Annotated in this window: 20 protein-coding genes; 12 read left to right on the top strand and 8 right to left on the bottom strand. The window is 72.6% G+C overall.

Annotation, left to right across the window (positions count from 1 at the left end):
• Positions 1 to 46 precede the first annotated feature (46 nt).
• Positions 47 to 1,318, top strand: a complete 1,272-nt coding sequence (locus AB0K36_RS13955; RefSeq protein ID WP_364592874.1) for a hypothetical protein — start codon at positions 47 to 49, stop codon at positions 1,316 to 1,318.
• A 213-nt stretch (positions 1,319 to 1,531) separates the two neighbouring features.
• On the opposite strand, the gene AB0K36_RS13950 is transcribed toward AB0K36_RS13955, so the two are convergent.
• Both AB0K36_RS13950 and AB0K36_RS13945 read right to left on the bottom strand, forming a co-directional pair.
• Positions 1,532 to 3,217 (bottom strand): bifunctional 3'-5' exonuclease/DNA polymerase, encoded by a 1,686-nt coding sequence (locus AB0K36_RS13950; protein ID WP_364592871.1) that lies wholly within the window; start codon positions 3,215 to 3,217, stop codon positions 1,532 to 1,534.
• 102 nt (positions 3,218 to 3,319) lie between these two features.
• Entirely contained in the window at positions 3,320 to 3,880 is a 561-nt protein-coding gene (locus tag AB0K36_RS13945) for a sugar O-acetyltransferase (RefSeq protein WP_364592868.1), read from the bottom strand.
• A 101-nt stretch (positions 3,881 to 3,981) separates the two neighbouring features.
• Here AB0K36_RS13945 and AB0K36_RS13940 point away from each other — a divergent pair, with 101 nt between their 5' ends.
• Entirely contained in the window at positions 3,982 to 4,668 is a 687-nt protein-coding gene (locus tag AB0K36_RS13940) for a lipoprotein (RefSeq protein ID WP_364592865.1), read from the top strand.
• Positions 4,669 to 4,839: 171 nt separating this feature from the next.
• Here AB0K36_RS13940 and AB0K36_RS13935 read toward each other — a convergent pair whose 3' ends face one another.
• Complete coding sequence (locus tag AB0K36_RS13935) at positions 4,840 to 6,990, bottom strand: FtsX-like permease family protein (protein WP_364592862.1); 2,151 nt, start codon at positions 6,988 to 6,990, stop codon at positions 4,840 to 4,842.
• Positions 6,984 to 7,709: an ABC transporter ATP-binding protein gene (locus AB0K36_RS13930; RefSeq protein WP_364592860.1), complete on the bottom strand. Its 726-nt coding sequence runs from the start codon at positions 7,707 to 7,709 to the stop codon at positions 6,984 to 6,986. Before AB0K36_RS13930 ends, AB0K36_RS13935 begins: the two co-directional genes overlap by 7 nt.
• Positions 7,710 to 7,835: 126 nt before the next feature.
• Here AB0K36_RS13930 and AB0K36_RS13925 point away from each other — a divergent pair, with 126 nt between their 5' ends.
• A complete protein-coding gene (locus tag AB0K36_RS13925; RefSeq protein WP_364592857.1) occupies positions 7,836 to 8,978 on the top strand; it encodes a DUF2786 domain-containing protein in 1,143 nt (380 codons plus the stop codon).
• 199 nt (positions 8,979 to 9,177) lie between these two features.
• Positions 9,178 to 11,316 carry an FUSC family protein gene (locus tag AB0K36_RS13920; protein ID WP_364592854.1) on the top strand — a complete coding sequence of 713 codons (2,139 nt, stop codon included), beginning with the start codon at positions 9,178 to 9,180 and terminating at the stop codon, positions 11,314 to 11,316.
• Positions 11,317 to 11,390: 74 nt separating this feature from the next.
• Here the strand turns inward: AB0K36_RS13920 and AB0K36_RS13915 are convergent, their stop codons facing one another.
• From AB0K36_RS13915 to rpmB, 3 genes are read right to left on the bottom strand one after another with little or no spacing between them, the layout of a single operon-like run.
• Positions 11,391 to 11,870 carry a hypothetical protein gene (locus AB0K36_RS13915; protein WP_364592851.1) on the bottom strand — a complete coding sequence of 160 codons (480 nt, stop codon included), beginning with the start codon at positions 11,868 to 11,870 and terminating at the stop codon, positions 11,391 to 11,393.
• Between the two features lie 38 nt (positions 11,871 to 11,908).
• The gene (rpsN, locus tag AB0K36_RS13910) at positions 11,909 to 12,214 is read right to left on the bottom strand and encodes a 30S ribosomal protein S14 (protein WP_364592848.1); all 306 of its coding nucleotides are present in this window, start codon (positions 12,212 to 12,214) and stop codon (positions 11,909 to 11,911) included.
• Positions 12,214 to 12,450, bottom strand: a complete 237-nt coding sequence (gene rpmB / locus AB0K36_RS13905) for a 50S ribosomal protein L28 (RefSeq protein ID WP_307707604.1) — start codon at positions 12,448 to 12,450, stop codon at positions 12,214 to 12,216. Before rpmB ends, rpsN begins: the two co-directional genes overlap by 1 nt.
• Positions 12,451 to 12,511: 61 nt before the next feature.
• On the opposite strand from rpmB, the gene rpmG reads away from it, so the two are divergent.
• The 5 genes from rpmG to AB0K36_RS13880 all read left to right on the top strand — a co-directional run bounded on the left by rpmG (position 12,512) and on the right by AB0K36_RS13880 (position 14,774).
• Positions 12,512 to 12,676 carry a 50S ribosomal protein L33 gene (rpmG, locus tag AB0K36_RS13900; protein WP_005314221.1) on the top strand — a complete coding sequence of 55 codons (165 nt, stop codon included), beginning with the start codon at positions 12,512 to 12,514 and terminating at the stop codon, positions 12,674 to 12,676.
• Position 12,677: 1 nt separating this feature from the next.
• Complete coding sequence (locus tag AB0K36_RS13895) at positions 12,678 to 12,926, top strand: type B 50S ribosomal protein L31 (RefSeq protein ID WP_364592845.1); 249 nt, start codon at positions 12,678 to 12,680, stop codon at positions 12,924 to 12,926.
• A complete protein-coding gene (locus tag AB0K36_RS13890) occupies positions 12,923 to 14,059 on the top strand; it encodes a CobW family GTP-binding protein (protein ID WP_364592842.1) in 1,137 nt (378 codons plus the stop codon). The genes AB0K36_RS13895 and AB0K36_RS13890 overlap by 4 nt, the downstream gene beginning before the upstream one ends.
• A 1-nt stretch (position 14,060) precedes the next feature.
• The gene (gene rpsR / locus AB0K36_RS13885; protein WP_364592839.1) at positions 14,061 to 14,309 is read left to right on the top strand and encodes a 30S ribosomal protein S18; all 249 of its coding nucleotides are present in this window, start codon (positions 14,061 to 14,063) and stop codon (positions 14,307 to 14,309) included.
• Between the two features lie 222 nt (positions 14,310 to 14,531).
• Positions 14,532 to 14,774: a DUF397 domain-containing protein gene (locus tag AB0K36_RS13880; protein ID WP_189470441.1), complete on the top strand. Its 243-nt coding sequence runs from the start codon at positions 14,532 to 14,534 to the stop codon at positions 14,772 to 14,774.
• A gap of 60 nt (positions 14,775 to 14,834) precedes the next feature.
• Here AB0K36_RS13880 and AB0K36_RS13875 read toward each other — a convergent pair whose 3' ends face one another.
• Positions 14,835 to 15,329, bottom strand: a complete 495-nt coding sequence (locus AB0K36_RS13875) for an ATP-binding protein (protein WP_364592836.1) — start codon at positions 15,327 to 15,329, stop codon at positions 14,835 to 14,837.
• Positions 15,330 to 15,642: 313 nt separating this feature from the next.
• Here AB0K36_RS13875 and AB0K36_RS13870 point away from each other — a divergent pair, with 313 nt between their 5' ends.
• The 3 genes from AB0K36_RS13870 to AB0K36_RS13860 all read left to right on the top strand — a co-directional run bounded on the left by AB0K36_RS13870 (position 15,643) and on the right by AB0K36_RS13860 (position 18,752).
• Positions 15,643 to 16,563: a Sco1979 family transcriptional regulator gene (locus tag AB0K36_RS13870; RefSeq protein ID WP_364592833.1), complete on the top strand. Its 921-nt coding sequence runs from the start codon at positions 15,643 to 15,645 to the stop codon at positions 16,561 to 16,563.
• Between the two features lie 62 nt (positions 16,564 to 16,625).
• Positions 16,626 to 18,083: an aldehyde dehydrogenase family protein gene (locus AB0K36_RS13865; RefSeq protein ID WP_364592830.1), complete on the top strand. Its 1,458-nt coding sequence runs from the start codon at positions 16,626 to 16,628 to the stop codon at positions 18,081 to 18,083.
• 117 nt (positions 18,084 to 18,200) lie between these two features.
• The gene (locus AB0K36_RS13860) at positions 18,201 to 18,752 is read left to right on the top strand and encodes a DinB family protein (RefSeq protein WP_364592827.1); all 552 of its coding nucleotides are present in this window, start codon (positions 18,201 to 18,203) and stop codon (positions 18,750 to 18,752) included.
• The last annotated feature ends 19 nt before the right edge of the window (positions 18,753 to 18,771 follow it).

Below are 18,771 nucleotides of genomic sequence, written 5' to 3'. Positions count from 1 at the left end.
CCACCACTTCATTTCCATGTCACGCGACCAGAGAGTGTGGTTCCCCATGCCTTTCGAGGACGAACTCGGTGATGCGATCCGCCGTGCCGGTGACACCTTCCGGCCCTCCGACCGGCCGGGTCTGGTGGACGGCGGCCTGACCCGCGGCCGCCGGCGGCTGGCCCGCCGCCGCGCCGCCGCCGTGACCGGCAGTGTTCTGGCACTCGCCGTGGTCGGCGTCGCCGGCGGCTACACGACCGGTGCGCTCGGCTCCGGCGACGGTCAGGCATCGGCCGCGGCACCCGCCACGCCCAGCGCCGTCGCGGGACAGGCCACGCCCGGCGCTCCGAGCTCGTCCACGGAGGGCGGGGTCACCAAGGAGAAGATGATCGAGGCCTTCAAGGCCCTCCTGCCCGAAGGGGAGATCACCCGCGAGGCCGGTCGGGGCATCACCGAGGACGTCAAGGGCGGGAAGAGCGGCCCGTACGCCTCCGTCGTCTTCGACGACGGACAAGGAGCGGCGGCGATCAGCCTCGGTGTGAGCACCGTCGACCCGGCCGGACAGAGCGCGGACCAGTCCGTCACCTGCCCGTCCAAGGCGCTGGTGCAGCACGACACATGCAAGGCCGAGACGCTCCCCGACGGTTCGCGCTTCATGCTGTTCCAGGGCTACGAGTATCCCGACCGGCGCGTGGACACCCGGCTGTGGCGGGCCGTCCTGGTCACGCCCAAGGGGGTACAGGTCGACGCCGGCGAGTGGAACGCGCCCGCCGAGAAGGGCGCGCCGGTCAGCCGGCCGGCGCCGCCCCTGACGGGCCCGCAGCTGAAGGCGCTCGTCACGGACGACGTGTGGCGGTCGATCGGCGCGCAGCTGGGCGAGCCCCACAAGGAGACACCGCTGCCCGGCTCCACCGGCACATCGGTGGACAAGATCCTCACCTCGCTGCTGCCCAAGGGACTGAAGGTCCACGACAAGCAGGGCGACCCCGGTTACGGATTCGTCGTCGCCGACGACGGCAAGGGCGCCGGCTTCATCCAGGTCAACGCACAGACGGGCATGCAGGACCTCGCGACGGAGCTCTTCACCGGCGATGTCACGACCCTGGCGGACGGCACCAAGGTCATGGTGAGGAAGGAGAACGACCCCGATCAGAAGGGCGGCGAGGGCGCTGTCGCCTGGACGGTCGACACCCTGCGTCCCGACGGCTTCCGGGTCGTGATGATGGCCTTCAACGCTCCGGGGCAGGGCCAGGACGCCAGCCGCGCAGAGCCGGTCCTGACCATCGAGCAGATGAAGACCATCGTCCTCGACGAGAAGTGGCGCACGGCGGCCGGATGAGCCCCGGGGACCCCGGTCCCCGCAGCCGGGCCTCCCCGGTCCGATTCCCCCAGCTGGGCCGCCCCGGCCCCTGGTCTCCGCAGCCGGGCCCAACCGCGCCGAGCGCCAGACCGGGCCTCCAGGTGCCGATCACCCGCAGCGCGGGCGTGCACGGCACGGGCTCCGGTGCCTCCAAGGCCCCAGGCCCGGAGCCGGGCCTGGGGCCCGCGCACGTCACTTCGCGTCCGAGTAGCGCTCCACCACCGCGATCGTGAACGGGAACCGCACCGGCGTCTCACCGAAGGCGATCCGCCCGGCCAGCTCACCGGCCGAGCGGATCGCCTCCGCCACGTCGCGGGCCTCGTCCGCCGGGCAGTGCACGATCACCTCGTCGTGTTGGAAGAACACCAGCTCCGCCCGCATCCCCGCGGTCGCTCGACGCAGCGCCGCCAGCATCAGCAGAGCCCAGTCGGCGGCGCTCCCCTGCACCACGAAGTTCCGGGTGAAACGGCCCCGTGCCCTGGCGTTGGTCGACGCGTAGCCGGGCGTGAACTCGCCGTCGGAAGGGGCGGCTTCGACGGGCTCCTGGGGGATGCCCGCCTCGTCGTCGTCGCCCGCGCCGGCGGCCCGGGGGCTGGTGCGTCCGAGCCACGTCCGTACCAGCCGGCCCTCCTCGCCCGCCTTCGCCGCGTCGTCCACATAGGCCACCGCCCTCGGGAACCTGCGCCGGAGCGCGGCCAGGTTCTTCAGGCCGTCACCCGACGTCTGGCCGTAGATCGCGCCGAGCAGCGCGATCTTGGCGTGGTCGCGGTCACCGGAGAACGCCCGGTCGGACAGCGCCGTGTAGAGGTCGCCGTCGTGCCCCGCGACCTCCATCAGGCCGTGGTCCCGCGAGATCGCGGCGAGCACCCGCGGCTCCATCTGGTCGGCGTCGGCGACCACGAGACGCCAGCCGTCGTCCGCGACGACGGCCCGCCGGATCACCTTCGGTATCTGAAGTGCCCCGCCACCGTTGGTCGTCCAGCGGCCGGAGACGCTGCCGCCGGGCAGGTATCCGGGCCGGAAACGGCCGTCCCGCACCCAGTCCTGGAGCCAGCTCCAGCCGTGTGCGGTCCAGATGCGGTACAGCTTCTTGTACTCGATCAACGGCTTCACGGCCGCATGGTCGATCTCCTCCAGCTCCCATCGCCGGGTCGAGCGCACCTTGATCCCCGCCTGTGCGAACGCCCGCACCACATCCGCCGGCAGGTCCGGCCGCACGCGCCGGCCGAAGGCGGCCGACACCTCGTCCGCGAGCTCGGCCAGACGTCTCGGCTCGCCACCGCCCGCGTACCGCTCGCCGAGCAGTTCGTGCAGCACTGCTCGGTGCACATCGGCCCGCCATGGAAGCCCCGCGCGGTTCATCTCGGCGGCCACCAGCATGCCCGCGGACTCCGCGGCCGTGAGCAGCCGCATCCGGCCGGGGTGCTCGGCGGCCAGATGCCTTCGCTGCTGGTCGGCGTAGACCTCGAGCAGCGCCTCCAGGGGCACGGCGACGGGCTGCGGCTCGAACAGTGAGGACTGGGAGCCGGGCTCGGCCGCGCGGGCGGGCGGATCGGCCGGCACGGGAGCGTTGCGCAGCCGCGCCCAGGCGGCGGCCGCCGAGCGGGGCTCGCCGAGCCGTCCCTCGTGGCCGAGCAGCAGCAACTCGGCGTCCTCGATGTCGTAGCACCTCTCGACCCGGACACCGGCGGCCAGCAGCCGCGGATAGACCCCGGCGGTGGACCGCCACACCCACCGGTCCACCCCGGGACGGGAACGGACCGCCTCGACCAGGTCGGGCTCCTCCACCACGGGCCCTGCGGGCAGGCCGTCGGGAAGGAGGGGGACGAGCCTGGCCCCGTCCCCCTCCGTCGCTGCCAGAGCCCATCGTTCGCCCATGGGTTCGAGTGTGGCAGCCGGGTACGACAACGGCCGGTCGACGGGCCGGGCGACACCGCGCCAGGTGCGTGCGGGACGGGACGTGCTGGTGCGCCGCGGGACTCAGTCCGTAAGGGCGCGGACGACGCGGGCGGGGTTGCCGACGGCGAGCACCCCGGCCGGCAGGTCCTTGGTGACCACGGAACCCGCACCGACGACGGTGTTCTCCCCGATGGTGACGCCCGGGCAGACGATCACGCCACCGCCGAGCCACACGTTGTCGCCGATCACGATCGGGACCGCCTTCTCCCAGCCCGCTCGGCGTCGATCCGTGTCCATTTCATGGGTCGGGGTGAGGAGTTGGACGTTCGGTCCGATCTGCACGTCGGCGCCGACGGTGATGGGCGCCGCGTCGAGGAAGACCGCGTTGAAGTTGACGAAGGTACGGTCCCCGATGCTGATGTAGCGCCCGTAGTCGCAGTGGAAAGGCGGCCGGATGCGTACGTCCTTGCCCAGCGCGCCGAGGAGTTCGCGGAGTATCGCCGCCCGCTCGTCGGGCGAGGCGCCGCCGTTCCCGTTGTAGGCGGCGCAGAGTTCTGCACGGCGCCGGGTGTCCGCGCCCAACTCCTCGTCGTCCGGGAGGTACCACTCGCCGGCCAGCATCCGGTCCTTGTTCTCGCCCACTGATCGAATCCTTCCTCGACACCGGCTCTCCGTAGGATCGATCCTGCTACGCCGCCGACAGCGGTGGTGGGTTCACGGACAGACAGGGTGGGGATCCTTCGGTGCGGAATGTGATGCGGGGGCGTGTGCGCGGTGCGGCTCTCGGGGCGGTGGCGGCGGTTCTGGTGACGGGGGTGGCGAGCGGCTGCTCGTCGAAGGCCGGCTCCGACGAGAAGGCGGTCGGTCCGGCGGGCCGGCAGGACACGAAGAAAGAAGAGAGCAACACACATGACAAGGCGGCCGACGGGCCGGCAGCGGCCGGTTCGGTCGGCGCCCCCGGCTCCGCCTGCCCCATGCCCGTCACCTTCTCGCTCGCCGCGGACTGGAAGCCCGAGCGTGTCGAGAGCGACAAGGACAGCGAGTTCGCCGCGATCCTCGAGCAGGGCCCGGTCACGCTCGTGTGCGAGATCGACGCCAAGCCCGCCGGGCACATCGGCTTCATCCGGGTGTGGGTCGGTGCCGGGGCCGGGGACGACACCCGCAAGGCGCTCCAGGCGTTCGTCGCCGACGGGGCGAAGGAGCGGACGGACGAGGTGTACAAGGAGACCGAGGCGGGGAAGTTCGCCGCCACGGAGGTCACGTACATCAACAAGAACGAATTCCTCGACGACCCGAAGAAGGAACGTGCCTTCGCCGTGGCCACGCCGCAGGGCCTCGTGGTCGTGGACCTCGGCGGATTCGACTCGCAGGAGCACGAGCAGATGCTCCCCGCGTACGAACTCGCGAAGCGGACGCTGCGCGCTTCCTGACCGCCACCGGGCCCCGGGAACGGACCGGGGGCAGGGTGCCGGACTTCCGGCGCCCTGCCCTCGGGAGTCCCACAGCCCCCGACCGTCACCGGCCCCCGTCCCTCGCCGGCCCGCGCCTCTCGCCGGCCCGCGTGCCTCCCCCGGCCCGCGCCTTTCGCCGGCCCGCGTCCCTCACCTGGGCCGCGGACAGCTGGCCAGCGCCGCGAGGACCGCCACCGCCGCGCATACCCCGAGTGCCGCTCCGGCCGTCCCCCATGGCACCACGACGGTCACGGGCGCCGACAGCGCGGCCAGCGCCGCCCCCAGCCCACCCAGGTTCACCGCGGTGATCGCCGCCCCCAGCACGGCCCCCACGGCGACGGCGAGCAGTGCCTCGCCCGTGACCACTCGCAGCACCTGCGCGCGGGTCGCTCCCGCGAGGCGCAGCGAAGCGAGTTCGCCGGCGCGTGCCGACGTGGCCATCAGCAGCGTCCCGGCGAGGGCGATCGCCGTGTAGACAAGGGCGATCCCGAGGACCACGAGCATTCCGAGACGCGTCTGCGGGCTCGTACGGGGATGCGTCGCCGCGGCCCACTCGTGCACGTCGCGGACCGTTCCGCCGAAGGAGCGCCGCAGTTCGCCGGCGAGGGCTTCGAGTGCGGCCGGGGAGGCGCCGGCGCCGGCCCGTACGTCGATCCGGTCGACCGGGGCGGTCGGAGCGTTGGCGGCCGTGACGAAAGCGCCGTCGCCGCCGGTCCCGACCGCCAGGACGGCGGCGATACGCAGCCTGGCCGGCCGGCCGTCGCCCAGCCACACGTCGATGGTCCGCCCCACTTCGTGCCGCATCCATTCCTCGGTGACGACGATGGAACGGTCGTCCAGGTCGCGCAGGTCGCCCGCCGTGACCGGCAGCCGCGCCAGCTTCGCGAACGCCGCGGGGTCGGTCACCGCACGCGCCTCGAACCCGACGAGTGCGGTGCCCTCCTCCCGTACGTACACAGCGGTGGACGCTGACGGTGAGACCGTCGCGGTCTTCGTCACCGGTGTGGCGGCGGGGCGTTCCGGCACCCGCAACCGCTCGCCGGTCACGACGAGGTGGGCCGCCGTCCGTTCCCGGGCGTCCGCCGCCCGCGCCGCCGTCACCGACTCGGCGGTCCCGGTCATCGAGCCGGCGAGTGCCACGGTGACGAGTACGGGCGCGGCGACGGCGGCCGTGCGGCGCACGGACGCGGCGGTGTTCTCCCGTACGAGCATTCCCACCGCGCCCGGCAGGGGCAGCAGCCTGGCGGTGCGCCGCACGAGCAGCGGAGCCAGCAACGCGACGGCGGTGATCAGGATCATCGGCCGTGTCAGGTACGTCTTGCGTTTCAGCAGGTCGGCCGGGTCCGTGGCGAGCCCCCAGGCCAGCAGCGCCACGCCGGCCACCGCGAGGGCGATGCCGGCGAGCAGCCTGCCGCGCGGCAGCACGCCCGTGTCCACGTCCGCCTCGCGCAGCGCCTCCGCGGGACCGATGCGCCCTGCCCGGCGCGAGGCCGCCCACACTCCGGTGAGGGCGACCAGCAGCCCCGTCCAGAACGCCAGGTGGAAGGGCCAGTCCACATCCTCGCGGATCGCGAACCACTCGGGTGCCACCTGCCCTTCGACGAGGGCCCGGGCCAGCCGCGGCGCTCCCCACGCGCCGAGCGCGCAGCCCACGGCGGAGGCGAGCACGCCGACGAGCAGCGATTCGGTGAGCAGCAGCCGGCGGATCTGGCCGGGTGTCGCCCCCGCCGTCCGCAGCAGCCCGAACTCACGCCGCCGCAGGGCCACCGCGAAGGCGAACGTCGAGGCGACCACGAAGACGGAGACGAACGCGGACACGCCGCCGGCCGTGCCGAGCAGCGAGTTCACCGAGACGAGAGCCTGGGCGTCGCGCTCGGTCCCGGGATCCGCCCGCCGCCGTTCGTCCCCGGTGAGGACCTGCGCCCGATGGCCCACCACTTCTTCGACCCTGTCGGCGGGGGCGTCGACGCCGACCGCGTCCGGGCCGCCCTCGCGGGTCACCCGGCCGAGCGCGGTCAGTTCCCGCACCAGTCCGGTGTCCACAGGGTGTGGATGGGCGAGCGGCTTCGACACCTCCTCGGTCCCCGGCCCCCGGCGGACCTCCACGGTGAGCCGGTCCTGCCCCATGACGACCACCGGCGAGGAGGCGAACCGCTCCGGCGGGCGCTGCGGCGCCTCGAAGGTGGCGGCCAGGCCGAGGCCCATCGTCGCGATCAGTCCGACGCCCAGCGCCAGTGCGACGAAGCCGGCGGCGAACGTGGCCCAGCGGGCCCGCAGCGCGGCACAGGCGACGGTCAGCACGGGACCGCCTCCAGCCCCGCGAGACGGGCCGCGACCTGCTCGGCGGTGGGCGAGGTGAGCTCTCCGCCGACCCGCCCGTCGACCAGGAGGACGACCCGGTCGGCGAACGACGCGGCCACCGGATCATGGGTGACCATCACGATCGTCTGCCCTTCGCGGTCCACCAGCCCCCGCAGGATCCCGAGCACCTCCTTGCTGGTGACGGTGTCGAGCGCACCGGTCGGTTCGTCCGCGAACAGCACGGCCGGGCGGGTGATCAGTGCGCGGGCGAGAGCGACCCGCTGCTGCTGCCCGCCCGACATCCGGCCCGGCCGGTGCCCCGCCCTGCCCTCGAGGCCCACCTCGGCGAGCGCCCCGTGCACGTCGGCGCGCGACGGCCGCCGTCCGGCCAGCCGCAGCGGCAGGGCGACGTTCTGGGCCGCGGTCAGCGACGGGATCAGGTTGTAGGCCTGGAAGACGAAGCCGATCCGGTCGCGCCGCAGCAGCGTCAGCCGCCGCTCGCTCAGCCCTTCGAGCCTGACGCCGTCGATCTCCACGGTCCCGGAGGTGGGCCGGTCGAGCCCGGCGGCGCACTGGAGCAGGGTGGACTTGCCCGAACCGGAGGGCCCCATGACGGCGGTGAAGGACCCTCGCGGGAATTCCAGGTCGACACCGTCGAGTGCGGTGACGTCACGGTGGACGCGGCGGAGTCCGGTGAGCCGTACGGCTGTTGTGGTCATGCCGTCAGGCTTCCGTCTCCCGGCGTCGTGATCACGACCACTGGGGGGTGTTCCCGGGGTATGGCCTGCCCTACCCGGGGAGCACCCCGCGGGACCGGCCGCGCCGTCCGTGGGACCATCCGAAGTATGAGTACGGTCGAAAAGGCGCTGGCGGCGGCGGTGTACGGGGAGAGCGACGAGGCGCTCGACACCGGTGCGTCCCTGCTGGCCGCCGACCCCTCCGCCGACGACGAGCTGCGCCTTCGCGGCGAGGAGTTCGTACGGCGGGCGTGGGAGCGGGGCTGGCAGCCGGCCGACGTCCTGCGCCTGGTCCGGCGGGACCTCGACGACACGCACGAACTGCTGGCGGCGGGGCTGATCACGGCGGAGACGAAGCGCTACGGGCCGCGGCTCGCACCCCGCTTCCGTGCCCAGCTCGACGAACTCGCCGGTCTGCAACCGCCCAGGTCCGACCGTTTCTCGCACGCCACGGCCCTGCTGGAGCTGTACCGGCTGCTCGCCCGTCTCCCCGCGATCGAACCGGTCGGTCCCGTCCCGGGCCGGTCCCTGGCCTCGGTGCCGGCGTCACCGTACGAGCCGCGCATGCTCGGGCGGATCCGGGCGCTGCTGGCGAAGGCGGAGGCCACCGACTACCCGGAGGAGGCGGAGGCGCTCACCGCCAAGGCGCAGGAGCTGATGGCCCGGCACAGCGTCGACGAGGCCCTGCTGGCCGCCCGCACGCACAGCCCGGAAGCGCCGTCCGCGTGCCGGATCGGTGTGGACGCCCCGTACGAGACGGCGAAGGCGGTCCTGCTCGACGCGGTGGCCGCCGCGAACCGTTGCCGGGCGGTATGGAACAGCGCGTTCGCCTTCTCGACCGTCGTCGGCTTCGAGAGCGACCTCGAGGCGGTCGAACTGCTCCACACCTCCCTGCTCGTCCAGGGCACGACGGCCCTCACCAAGGCGGAGTCCGCGCAGCGCGCGGGCGGCCGCCGGCGGACCAAGACCTTCCGCCAGTCGTTCTGGACCGCGTACGCGAGCCGCCTGGGCGAACATCTGACCGCTGTGGCCGACGAGGTGGTCACCGCCGACCTGCTGCCGGTCCTGGCGTCGCGGGACGTGGCGGTGGCCTCGCACACGGACCGGATGTTCCCCGAGACGACGACCACCCGGGTGCGCGGCGCGACGGACCTCGACGGCTGGCAGGACGGCCGCGCCGCGGCGGACCGTGCGGAGCGGCGGGGCGCGGCGCCGTCGGCGGGACGCATCACGCGCCGGCCCCGCCACTAGCCACGCCTCCTGGGCGGGACGCGTCAAGCGCCGACGCCGCCACCAGCCACGCCCCGTCGGCGGGACGCGCCACGCGCCGGCCCCGCCACCAGCCACGCTCCGTCGGGCAGCGCACTGCGCCCGTAGGTGCACCGCGCCCGTAGGTGCACCGCGCCCGTAGGTCGGGTGAAATGCCGGGAAAGGTCGTTACGCTCGGCCCATGAGCTGGCTCCGGGCGTTGAAGGAGACCGCCCTTTCCGGGCTGAAGGTCGAGCGGAAACGGCTGGAACCCCTCATCGCCGTCCGGGGCGCCGCCGGGCTGGCACTCGTGGTCGGCGCGGCGCTCACGCTCTTCGGGCCCGCCGTCGCCGTGAGTTCCGCCTTCGGCGCGTTCCAGTCCGCCATCGCGACGTTCCAGCGCAGCTGGCGGCCCCGGCCGGTCCTCGCGCTGCTCTCAGGAGCGACGCTGGCCGTCTCCACCTTCCTCGGCTACCTCACCGGCACCCATATCGCCCTGTTCATGGCCCTGCTGGCGCTGTGGACCTTTCTCGGCGGCCTCCTGTGGGCCGTGGGACCGACCGCCGGGATCATGGCCGCTTCCAACATCGCCATCATGCTGGTGACCGTCACGCTGCCCACGTCGGTCGCCGCCGCCGCGGGCCACGCCGCCATGATCGCGGTCGGCGGGGTCGTACAGGCCCTGCTCGTCGTCCTGTTCCCCGTGCGCCGCTGGGGCGCGCAGCGCGACGCGCTCGCCGACGCGCTCGCGGCGGAGGCCGACTACGCGCGCCGGCTCCGCGAGGACCCGACCGCGTCCTTCGACCCGGCCCCGCTGATGCACGCCCGCAGTGCCGCCGCCGTCACCCCGCGGCAGGCCAGGCGCAGGCCGGCGGAGCTGCACGGCACCCGCGGCGTCGCCGAACGCATCAGGCCCGTGCTCGCCTCACTGGCCGACCCGGCCGTCGGCGTCCCCGCGGAGGGTCCGGCCCGCGACCGGGTGCGCGAACTCCTCCACGCCGCGGGGACGGTGCTCGACGCGGCCGCGCGTGCCGTACGCCACGGGGAGGCCGTCCTGGTGCCGCCGGAGGCGACCGCCGCCCTGCGGACGCCCGACACCGGAGCCCTCCTGTCCGGGCCGCCCCGCCGGGCGGCCCTGCGTCTGACCGCACTGCTCGACGAGGTCGTCGGCACGGCACGCGGCGCGGGCGCCGCCGAGTCCGACCACCGCACACGGCACGGACTGGTGCGGCTGGTCCCCGGCGCGCTGCGGGCGATGCGCGACGAGCTGCGGCCCGACTCGCCGGTGCTGCGGCACGCGGTCCGCTCGTCGGCGGTCGTGGCCGCCGGCTATCTGCTGGGCACGGCGCTCCCGTTGGGCCACGGCTACTGGGCGCCCCTGACGGCGGTCATGGTCATGCGCCCCGACTTCTCGCAGACCTACGGCCGTTCCGTCGCCCGCTTCGCCGGCACCCTCGTGGGCGTGGGCGTGGCGACGGCGGTGGTGCAGACGGCCCGTCCCGGCACCTATGTCAGCGCGGGCATCGCCGTCCTGTGCGCCTTCGGCATGTACCTCGTCATGCGCACCGGGTACGCGGTGGCCAGCGTCTTCATCTCCGCCTACGTGGTCTTCCTGCTCGGCACCGGCGGCGAAGACTGGGCCCAGACGGTTCCCCAGCGGGTGCTGCTCACCTTCCTCGGCGGACTGCTGGCGATGCTCGCCTACGCCCTCTACCCGGCCTGGGAGACCCCGCGCCTGCATCACCGGCTCGCCGACTGGCTGCTCGCGCACGGCCGTTACGCCGCGGCCGTCCTCGACCGGTACGCCGATCCCGCCGACGGTCAGGACACCGCCGGGTCACCCGGATCCGCGGACGTCCGGGGCGCGCTGCTCGACTCGCGGGACGCCCGGATCGCCTGGCGGGACGCCCTGACCAAGGCCAAGCACGAGCCTGTGCGCTCCCGTGTGCTGTCACGGAGCACGGCGGAGGACGCGGGCCGGGCGCTCGCCCAGGCGGGCAGGGTCGTGATGCTCATCGAGGCGCACCTGCCCGAGTACGCCGGCGGTCAGGGCGCCGCGCCGGTACCTGCCGCCGCCGCGCTGGCCGAGGTGCTGCGTAACGCCGTCGAGGAGGGCGCGGAGGCGGTGCGCGAGAACCGGGTGCCGGACTGGGGGCCGGTGCACGAGGTCGTGGACCGCTGGGGGACGAAGGAGACGTCCGACGCCGTCCTGCGGGGCGGCGCCGTCCAACTCCTCGCCGCCCTGGACGACCTGGCCGACGCCATGGCGGCGAGGCGGGGCGACGACGGGCCGCGGACCCACGACGGGCCGCGGACCCACGAGGGGCCCGCGGCCCGGTGATGGTCGAGGCGACGTGCGGTGCGGCTCACCGGCGGCTCACCGGCGGCGGACCGCCGGTCGGTGAGCCGCAGCCGTCACGGGGTCGGGAAGTCCGACGGCAGGCCCGTCGGCAGACCGTCGGGCAGCGCGCCCGCCTCGCTCTTCTTGAGCGTGTCCTTCTTGCCGGCGTCCCACGAAATGACCAGCGTCGTCCCGTCGTTGGACTCGATCGAGCCCAGCGCGCGGTCGGTGTTCCCGTCCGCGCACTTCAGCGACAGCATCTGCTTGCCCGTGTCCCGCACCTCGCCGGTGCAGGCATGCCCGTCGGCGACGATCGCGGCGTTGGAGCCCTGGACGGACAGCGCGACCGGCTTCCCGTCGCTCAGACCGGTCCAGGTGCCCTCGATGTCACGGGCCCTGCCCTCGCCGCCGCCGCTGTCGCCGCCGGCCTCGGTGGGCGAGGCCGTGGCCTTGTCCTTGCCGGCGTCGTCGCTGTCGCCGCTGCCGCATCCGGTCAGCGCGAGGGCGGCGACGAGGCCCGCCGCGACGGCCGATGTACGTACGAGCTTGAGCACTGATCTGTCCCCCTGATCGATAGCAAGACCGCGCCAAGCTACCAGGAGGACTTGCGTACTCCGGGCAGGAAGCCGGCGTGCGCCTGCTCACGCATCCGCACCCTGGAGAGCCCGAACTTCCGCAGGTGGCCCCGCGGTCGGCCGTCCACGCCGTCCCGGTTGCGGACGCGCGTCGGACTGGCGTCACGCGGCTGACGGCGCAGTTCCGCCTGCGCGGCCCGCCGCTCCTCCTCGCCCGTGTCCGGCCTGCGGAGGATCTCCTTCAGCTCCGCCCGCCGGGCCGCGTACCGCTCCACGACCGCCTTGCGGTGCTCGTTGCGTGCCACCTTGCTCTTCTTCGCCATCAGACCTTCACCCCTCGGGCACGGATCCTGGCGACGGCGGCCTCGACGCCGATCACGTCGACGGTCTTGACCGCCCGCGCGCTGAGGGTGAGACGGACATGGCGGCCCTCGCCGGGGAGCCAGTAGCGCTTGCGCTGGATGTTGGGGTCGAAGCGGCGGGACGTGCGCCGGTGCGAGTGGGAGATCCGGTTGCCGAAGCCGGGCCGGGCCCCGGTCAGCATGCAGTGCGCGGACATGGTGATGCACCTCTCGTCAAAGCTCATTTGGTAATGGAAATCATTTCCATATACTAGCCCCATGGCTCGCAACGACATCCGCCCGGTCATCAAGCTCCGCTCCACCGCGGGCACCGGCTACACCTACGTCACCCGCAAGAACCGCCGTAACGACCCCGACCGGCTGACCCTGCGCAAGTACGACCCCGTCGCCGGCCGTCACGTCGACTTCCGAGAGGAGCGCTGACATGAAGTCCGGTATCCACCCGCCTTACGCACCTGTCGTCTTCCGCGACAAGGCCGCCGGTTTCGCCTTCCTGACCCGGTCGACCGCCACCAGCGACAGGACGGTCGACTGGGAGGACGGCAACACCTACCCCGTCATCGACGTGGAGATCTCCTCCGCGAGCCACCCCTTCTACACAGGGACGGCACGGGTGCTCGACACCGCCGGCCGCGTCGAACGCTTCGAGCGCCGGTACGGAGGCCGACAGTGACGCTGCCCGTCGCACTGGTCGGCGGGCTGCACGCGGACGCCCGCCGGGCCGCGGTGGAACGGCTGCTCACCACGGTGCCCGGCAGCGTCGCCCTGCACCACGACCTCTCGACCGCCGGACGGGGCACGGTCGTCAGGACGGTCCGCGACGCACGGGGCGTCCGCGACACCGGTGAGACGCCGCTCGTCAACGACTGCGCCTGCTGCGCACTGCGCGAGGACCTGGTGCCCGAGCTGGCGCGGCTCGCCGCGGACGGCGCCACCGGCCTCGCGATCGTCGAGCTGTGGGACTCGGTCGAGCCCAAGGCCATGGCCGAGGTGATCGCCGCGCACGGTGGCGAAGGCCTCGCCCTGACCTCGGTGATGACCGCCGTGGACCCCGCCCTGCTGCTGCCGTATCTCGCCAACGGCGACGACCTCGCGGACGCGGGCCTCGCCGCGGCGGCCACGGACCGGCGCACGATCGCGGACACCTGGGCGCGTCAGCTGGAGTATCCGCCGGTCCTCGCCCTCGTCGACAGCGAAGAGGCGGACGACGAGGACCGCGCCCTGCTGACACAGCTGCACCCGACGGCCCGGCGGATCGCCGTGGACGGCGAGGAGTTGGCCGCCGCGGCCGTCGCCGGGTTCGACGTGGACGCGGCCGCCGCCGCGCAGCATCCGGCCTGCGCACTGCTGCCGCAGGAGGCCGACGACCACGGTGTCGCCACCTGTGTCTGGCACAGCCGTCGGCCCTTCCACCCGGAGCGCCTCTACCAGGCGCTGGAGGACCTGACCTGCGCGGCGGCCCGCAGCCGTGGCCGGTTCTGGCTCGCCGACCGGCCGGACACCCTGCTGGCCTGGGACGCCGCCGGGGGCGCGCTCTGTGTCGAGAGCGCGGGGCCCTGGCTCGCCTCGCTGCCGGACGCCGCCTGGGAGATGGTCCCGCCGGTGCGCCGGGCGGCGGCCGCTCTGGACTGGCACCCCGAGCACGGCGACCGCTGCCAGCACCTGGTGTTCACCTCGCCGGGCCTCGACCGCGACGGACTCGAGCGGCTCCTCGAGTCGTGCCTGCTGACCGACGCCGAGTACGCCGCGGGCCGTGAGGCCTGGAAGCGGCTGCCACCCGCCTTCGACACCCTCCTGGAGGTCTGACATGTCACCCCGCCGCAAGGAAACGCGCACGCCGCTCAAGTCCCGTCCCGATCCGCTGGACCGGGACGGGGTCACCTACATCGACTACAAGGACACCGACCTGCTGCGGAAGTTCGTCTCGGACCGGGGGAAGATCCGCAGCCGCCGGGTGACCCGGGTGACCGCCCAGCAGCAGCGGCAACTGGCCCGGGCCGTCAAGAACGCACGGGAGATGGCGCTGCTGCCCTACTCCTCCGGCTCGCCCGGCTGAACGGGCGGGCGCGGCCGTACGTATCCCCGGGGCCGGAACCGGGTCGCGAAGGATGGCACCGATCGGCGGGGGCAGACGTCTCTATGAACGGGGCCGCTGTAACCGTGGGAACACCCGGCGTGCACGTGCATCTGCTCGCGCATCCGCCTCATGCATCTGCATGTGAACACAGCTATGATCCCGGATAGTTGACACCTGCACCTTGCACCCCGGGAGCGACTTGTGCACCAGGTCTACAACGGCATGGCGGCGACGGAGCTTCGTGGGGTCGTCTGGCAGAAGAGCCGGCACAGCAATTCGCAGGGTTCGTGCGTGGAGCTCGCCAGACTGCCGGGCGGCGACGTGGCGATGCGCAATTCGCGGCACCCCGACGGGCCCGCGCTCGTCTACACGCCCGCGGAGATAGAAGCGCTGCTTCTGGGCGTCAAGGACGGGGAGTTCGATCACCTGATCGCGGGGGCGTGAGGCCCGGCCGCGCCGGCGCGCGCGTCGCCGGGCCCCCGACCGGGTTCCGGACGAAAGGCCCTAGCCCAGACGGAACAGCGCCCAGACCACCTTGCCGCGCAGCGACCCCGCGAGCGGGTGCCAGCCCCAGCCGTCGCTGAAGGAGTCGACCAGGAAGAGCCCGCGGCCGGACTCGGCGGCGAAGTCCTCCTCGGCCTCCCGTGACCGGGGGCCGTCGTGGCTGGGGTCGCGCACCGCGCACACCAGCCGGCCGGTCCACCGCATCAGGTGCAGCCGGACCGGGGCTTCCTTGGCGGGCTCGTGCGCGGTGCCGTCGGACGGCAGCGCGTGCCGCAGGGCGTTGGTCACGAGCTCGGAGACGACCAGGGCGACATCGTCGAAGCGTTCGTCCAGCTGCCATTGGCCCAGTGTGTTCTTGGTGAACAGGCGGGCGCCGCGTACCGCTTCGAAGCGGGCGGGCAGGGCGCACGAGGCCGAGCTCGAGACGGCCGCGGGGTCGAAGGGGGGAAGGCCCTGCCGTAACGGCTCGAGCATGGTGGATCCATTCGGTCCCATGCGAGGCACTCCCGGGAATCGCGGCTGTGACGCTACAACACGAACGAGCACGCAGGTGCGCGAGGACCATGGTTCCGAATGCGTAGGGCAGATGCAAGGGCAGATGCACGTGCACGCGCCGGACCTGTCCGTCCCCGTGCCGGTTCTTGCTCATTTCTTCCACCAATATCTTGCGAGCTCTGCCCGGCGCCTTCCCATTTCCGTAATCGAATGAGTACGGGCTGAAGCGTTTTGGTGGCAGAATCCGGCTCTTGGGGTTCGGGGGGACCTCCGGAAGCATCGGTGTCGAGCGAACAGAGCGTGCGCAGCAGGGATGGGGAGGGTCGAAGTCGTGGCAGCAGGCGAGTCAGCGTGGTCGTGGGAACAGTCCCGCGCCGAGGGCCCGGGCGGAGGTTCGGTGGTGCGGCGCATCCTGCTGGGCTCACAGCTCAGAAGGCTGAGGGAGTCGCGTGGCATCACGCGGGAGGCGGCCGGCTACTCGATCCGCGCGTCCGAATCCAAGATCAGCCGTATGGAGTTGGGCCGGGTGAGCTTCAAGGCGCGCGACGTGGAGGACCTGCTGACGCTCTACGGCGTCGCCGACGACAGCGAACGCGATGCGCTGCTCGGGCTCGCCAAGGAGGCCAACGTCGCCGGCTGGTGGCACAGCTTCGGTGACGTACTGCCCGGCTGGTTCCAGACATACATCGGCCTCGAGGGCGCCGCCTCGCTGATCCGCATCTACGAAGTGCAGTTCGTGCACGGGCTGCTGCAGACCGAGTCGTACGCGCACGCCGTCGTCACCCGCGGCATGCCCGACGCGCCCCGGGCCGAGATCGACCGCCGGGTCGCGCTGCGCCTGGAGCGCCAGAAGACCCTCGTCTCCGAGCGGGCCCCGCACCTGCACGCCGTGCTGGACGAGGCAGCCCTGCGCCGCCCGTACGGCGACCGGGCGGTGATGCAGGCCCAGCTGCGCCATCTGATCGAGGTCTCGGAGCACCCCAACATCACGCTCCAGGTGATGCCCTTCAGCTTCGGCGGCCACGCGGGCGAGAGCGGCGCGTTCACCATGCTGCGCTTCCCGGAGTCGGACCTCTCCGACATCGTCTACCTCGAGCAGCTGACCAGTGCGCTGTATCTGGACAAGCGCGAGGAGGTCGCCCAGTACGAGCGGGTGATGCGGCGGCTGACCGAGGACAGTCCGGATCCGGCCGAGACCCGGGACCTTCTCCGGGGCCTCCTTCAACTCATCTGAAACATAAGTACGATGACGCCACATCAGACGTCCGTGCTCATGCCTCTGGAGTAAGGGATCACATGTCCTTCTTCACCGATCTGGCCCAGCAGTACATAGACGGCGAGTGGAGGCCGGGGACCGGCTCCTGGGACATCATCGACTTCAATCCCTACGACGGTGAGAAGCTCGCCTCGATCGCCGTGGCCACGGCCGACGAGGTGGACCAGGCCTACCGGGCGGCGGAGCGCGCCCAGCGGGCGTGGGCGGACACCAACCCGTACGCCCGCCGGACCGTCTTCGAGCGGGCCCTTCGGATCATCGAGGACCGCGAGGAGGAGATCGCCGAGGCGATCGTCGCCGAGCTCGGCGGCACCCGCCTCAAGGCGGCGTTCGAGCTGCACCTCGCCAAGGAGTTCATGCGCGAGGCGGTGCACCTGGCGCTGCGGCCGGAGGGGCGCATCCTGCCCTCGCCGGTCGACGGCAAGGAGAACCGCGTCTACCGGGTGCCGGTCGGTGTGGTGGGCGTCATCAGCCCCTTCAACTTCCCCTTCCTGCTGTCGGTCAAGTCGGTGGCCCCGGCGCTCGCCCTGGGCAACGCCGTGGTCCTCAAGCCGCACCAGAACACCCCGATCTGCGGTGGCTCGCTGGTGGCCAAGGTGTTCGAGGAGGCGGGGCTGCCCGCCGGTCTGCTGAACGTCGTGATCACGGACATAGCCGAGATAGGCGACGCGCTCATCGCGCACCCGATACCGAAGGTGATCTCCTTCACCGGCTCCGACAAGGTGGGCCGGCACGTGGCCACCGTCTGCGCGGCCAACTTCAAGCACGCCATTCTCGAACTCGGCGGCAACAGCGCGCTGATCGTGCTCGACGACGCCGACATCGACTACGCGGTGGACGCCGCGGTCTTCAGCCGGTTCGTGCACCAGGGCCAGGTCTGCATGGCCGCCAACCGCATCCTGGTGGACCGCTCGGTCGAGAAGGAGTTCACCGAGAAGTTCGTCGCCAAGGTGCGGACCCTCAAGGTGGGCGACCCGGCCGACCCGGCGACCCACATCGGCCCCCTCATCAACTCCTCCCAGGCGGACGCGGTTTCCGCGCTGGTCGAGCAGACGGTGGAGGCGGGCGCGACGGCGCTGCTGCACGGCGCCACGGACGGCAATCTCGTGTCCCCTTCGGTGCTGACCGGTATCCCCGCCGACTCGCCGGTGCTGACCCAGGAGATCTTCGGCCCGGTGGCCCTGATCGTCCCCTTCGACGGCGAGGACGACGCGGTCAGGATCGCCAACGAAACGCCGTACGGCCTCAGCGGCGCCGTGCACACCGGTGACGTGGAGCGGGGTGTGCGGCTCGCCAGGCGGGTGGACACCGGCATGATCCACATCAACGACGGCACCGTGCACGACGAGCCGATCGTGCCCTTCGGCGGTGAGAAGCAGTCGGGTCTCGGCAGGCTGAACGGCGACTCGATGCTCGACGCCTTCACCACCCACAAGTGGATCTCGGTGCAGCACGGGCGCTCGCGGTTCCCGTTCTGACGAAACCTCCCGCCGCCGGGCCCTTGCGGACAGAAGCTGACCGCAAGGGCCCGTAGCTTCTGAGGTGTCGGCAGGAGGGCGGACGGCCCCCGCCACGATCCGGAAGGCGGACACACCATGGTCACCCACGTTCCCGCGGAGGCCCACGGCGACGAGCGCGGCGCGCTCCTGTCCTTCGTCGAGGCGCAGCGGGGCGCGATCCGGCGCTCCGTCCTCGGTCTGACGGAGGAGCAGGCGGCGAGCCGGCCGAGCGCGAGCGAGCTGTCGCTGTCGGGGCTGCTCAAGCATGTGGCGGAGATGGAGCTGAACTGGCTGAGGCTGGCGCAGCAGCGGCCGAACGAACGGCAGCGCAGCGAGGAGACCTGGGGCGACAGCTTCCGTCTGGTCGGCGACGAGCGAGTGCCGGGTGTGCTGGCCTTCTGGGACGCGGTCGCGAAGGAGACGGAGGAGTTCATCCGCTCCGTGCCCAGCATGGACGACACCTTCCCGCTGCCCCCGGCGCCCTGGTACCCGAAGGACGCGCGGGTCTCGATGCGGTGGCTGATGATGCACCTGGTCGAGGAGATCGCCCGGCACGCGGGCCACGCGGACATCATCCGCGAGTCGCTGGACGGCAAGGGCGCGTTCGACCTGATCGCGCTGGAACAGGGTGGGGACTGGGGCGCGTGACGACCGCTGCGTACCCTGG

Origin of the sequence: Streptomyces kurssanovii (assembly GCF_040677245.1) — a bacterium.
Lineage (GTDB): Bacteria > Actinomycetota > Actinomycetes > Streptomycetales > Streptomycetaceae > Streptomyces > Streptomyces kurssanovii.
Note: the sequence above shows the minus strand (reverse complement) of the source record. Positions and strands in the feature narration are given on the sequence as shown.

Coding starts and splice junctions, on each gene's coding strand:
- AB0K36_RS13875 (WP_364592836.1), bottom strand. CDS start 15,329: ATGGGACCGAATGGATCCACCATGCTCGAGCCGTTACGGCAGGGCCTT.
- rpmG (WP_005314221.1), top strand. CDS start 12,512: ATGGCTCGCAACGACATCCGCCCGGTCATCAAGCTCCGCTCCACCGCG.
- rpmB (WP_307707604.1), bottom strand. CDS start 12,450: ATGTCCGCGCACTGCATGCTGACCGGGGCCCGGCCCGGCTTCGGCAAC.
- AB0K36_RS13865 (WP_364592830.1), top strand. CDS start 16,626: ATGTCCTTCTTCACCGATCTGGCCCAGCAGTACATAGACGGCGAGTGG.
- AB0K36_RS13870 (WP_364592833.1), top strand. CDS start 15,643: ATGGGGAGGGTCGAAGTCGTGGCAGCAGGCGAGTCAGCGTGGTCGTGG.
- AB0K36_RS13920 (WP_364592854.1), top strand. CDS start 9,178: ATGAGCTGGCTCCGGGCGTTGAAGGAGACCGCCCTTTCCGGGCTGAAG.
- AB0K36_RS13955 (WP_364592874.1), top strand. CDS start 47: ATGCCTTTCGAGGACGAACTCGGTGATGCGATCCGCCGTGCCGGTGAC.
- AB0K36_RS13860 (WP_364592827.1), top strand. CDS start 18,201: ATGGTCACCCACGTTCCCGCGGAGGCCCACGGCGACGAGCGCGGCGCG.
- rpsN (WP_364592848.1), bottom strand. CDS start 12,214: ATGGCGAAGAAGAGCAAGGTGGCACGCAACGAGCACCGCAAGGCGGTC.
- AB0K36_RS13930 (WP_364592860.1), bottom strand. CDS start 7,709: ATGACCACAACAGCCGTACGGCTCACCGGACTCCGCCGCGTCCACCGT.
- AB0K36_RS13950 (WP_364592871.1), bottom strand. CDS start 3,217: ATGGGCGAACGATGGGCTCTGGCAGCGACGGAGGGGGACGGGGCCAGG.
- rpsR (WP_364592839.1), top strand. CDS start 14,061: ATGTCACCCCGCCGCAAGGAAACGCGCACGCCGCTCAAGTCCCGTCCC.
- AB0K36_RS13925 (WP_364592857.1), top strand. CDS start 7,836: ATGAGTACGGTCGAAAAGGCGCTGGCGGCGGCGGTGTACGGGGAGAGC.
- AB0K36_RS13895 (WP_364592845.1), top strand. CDS start 12,678: ATGAAGTCCGGTATCCACCCGCCTTACGCACCTGTCGTCTTCCGCGAC.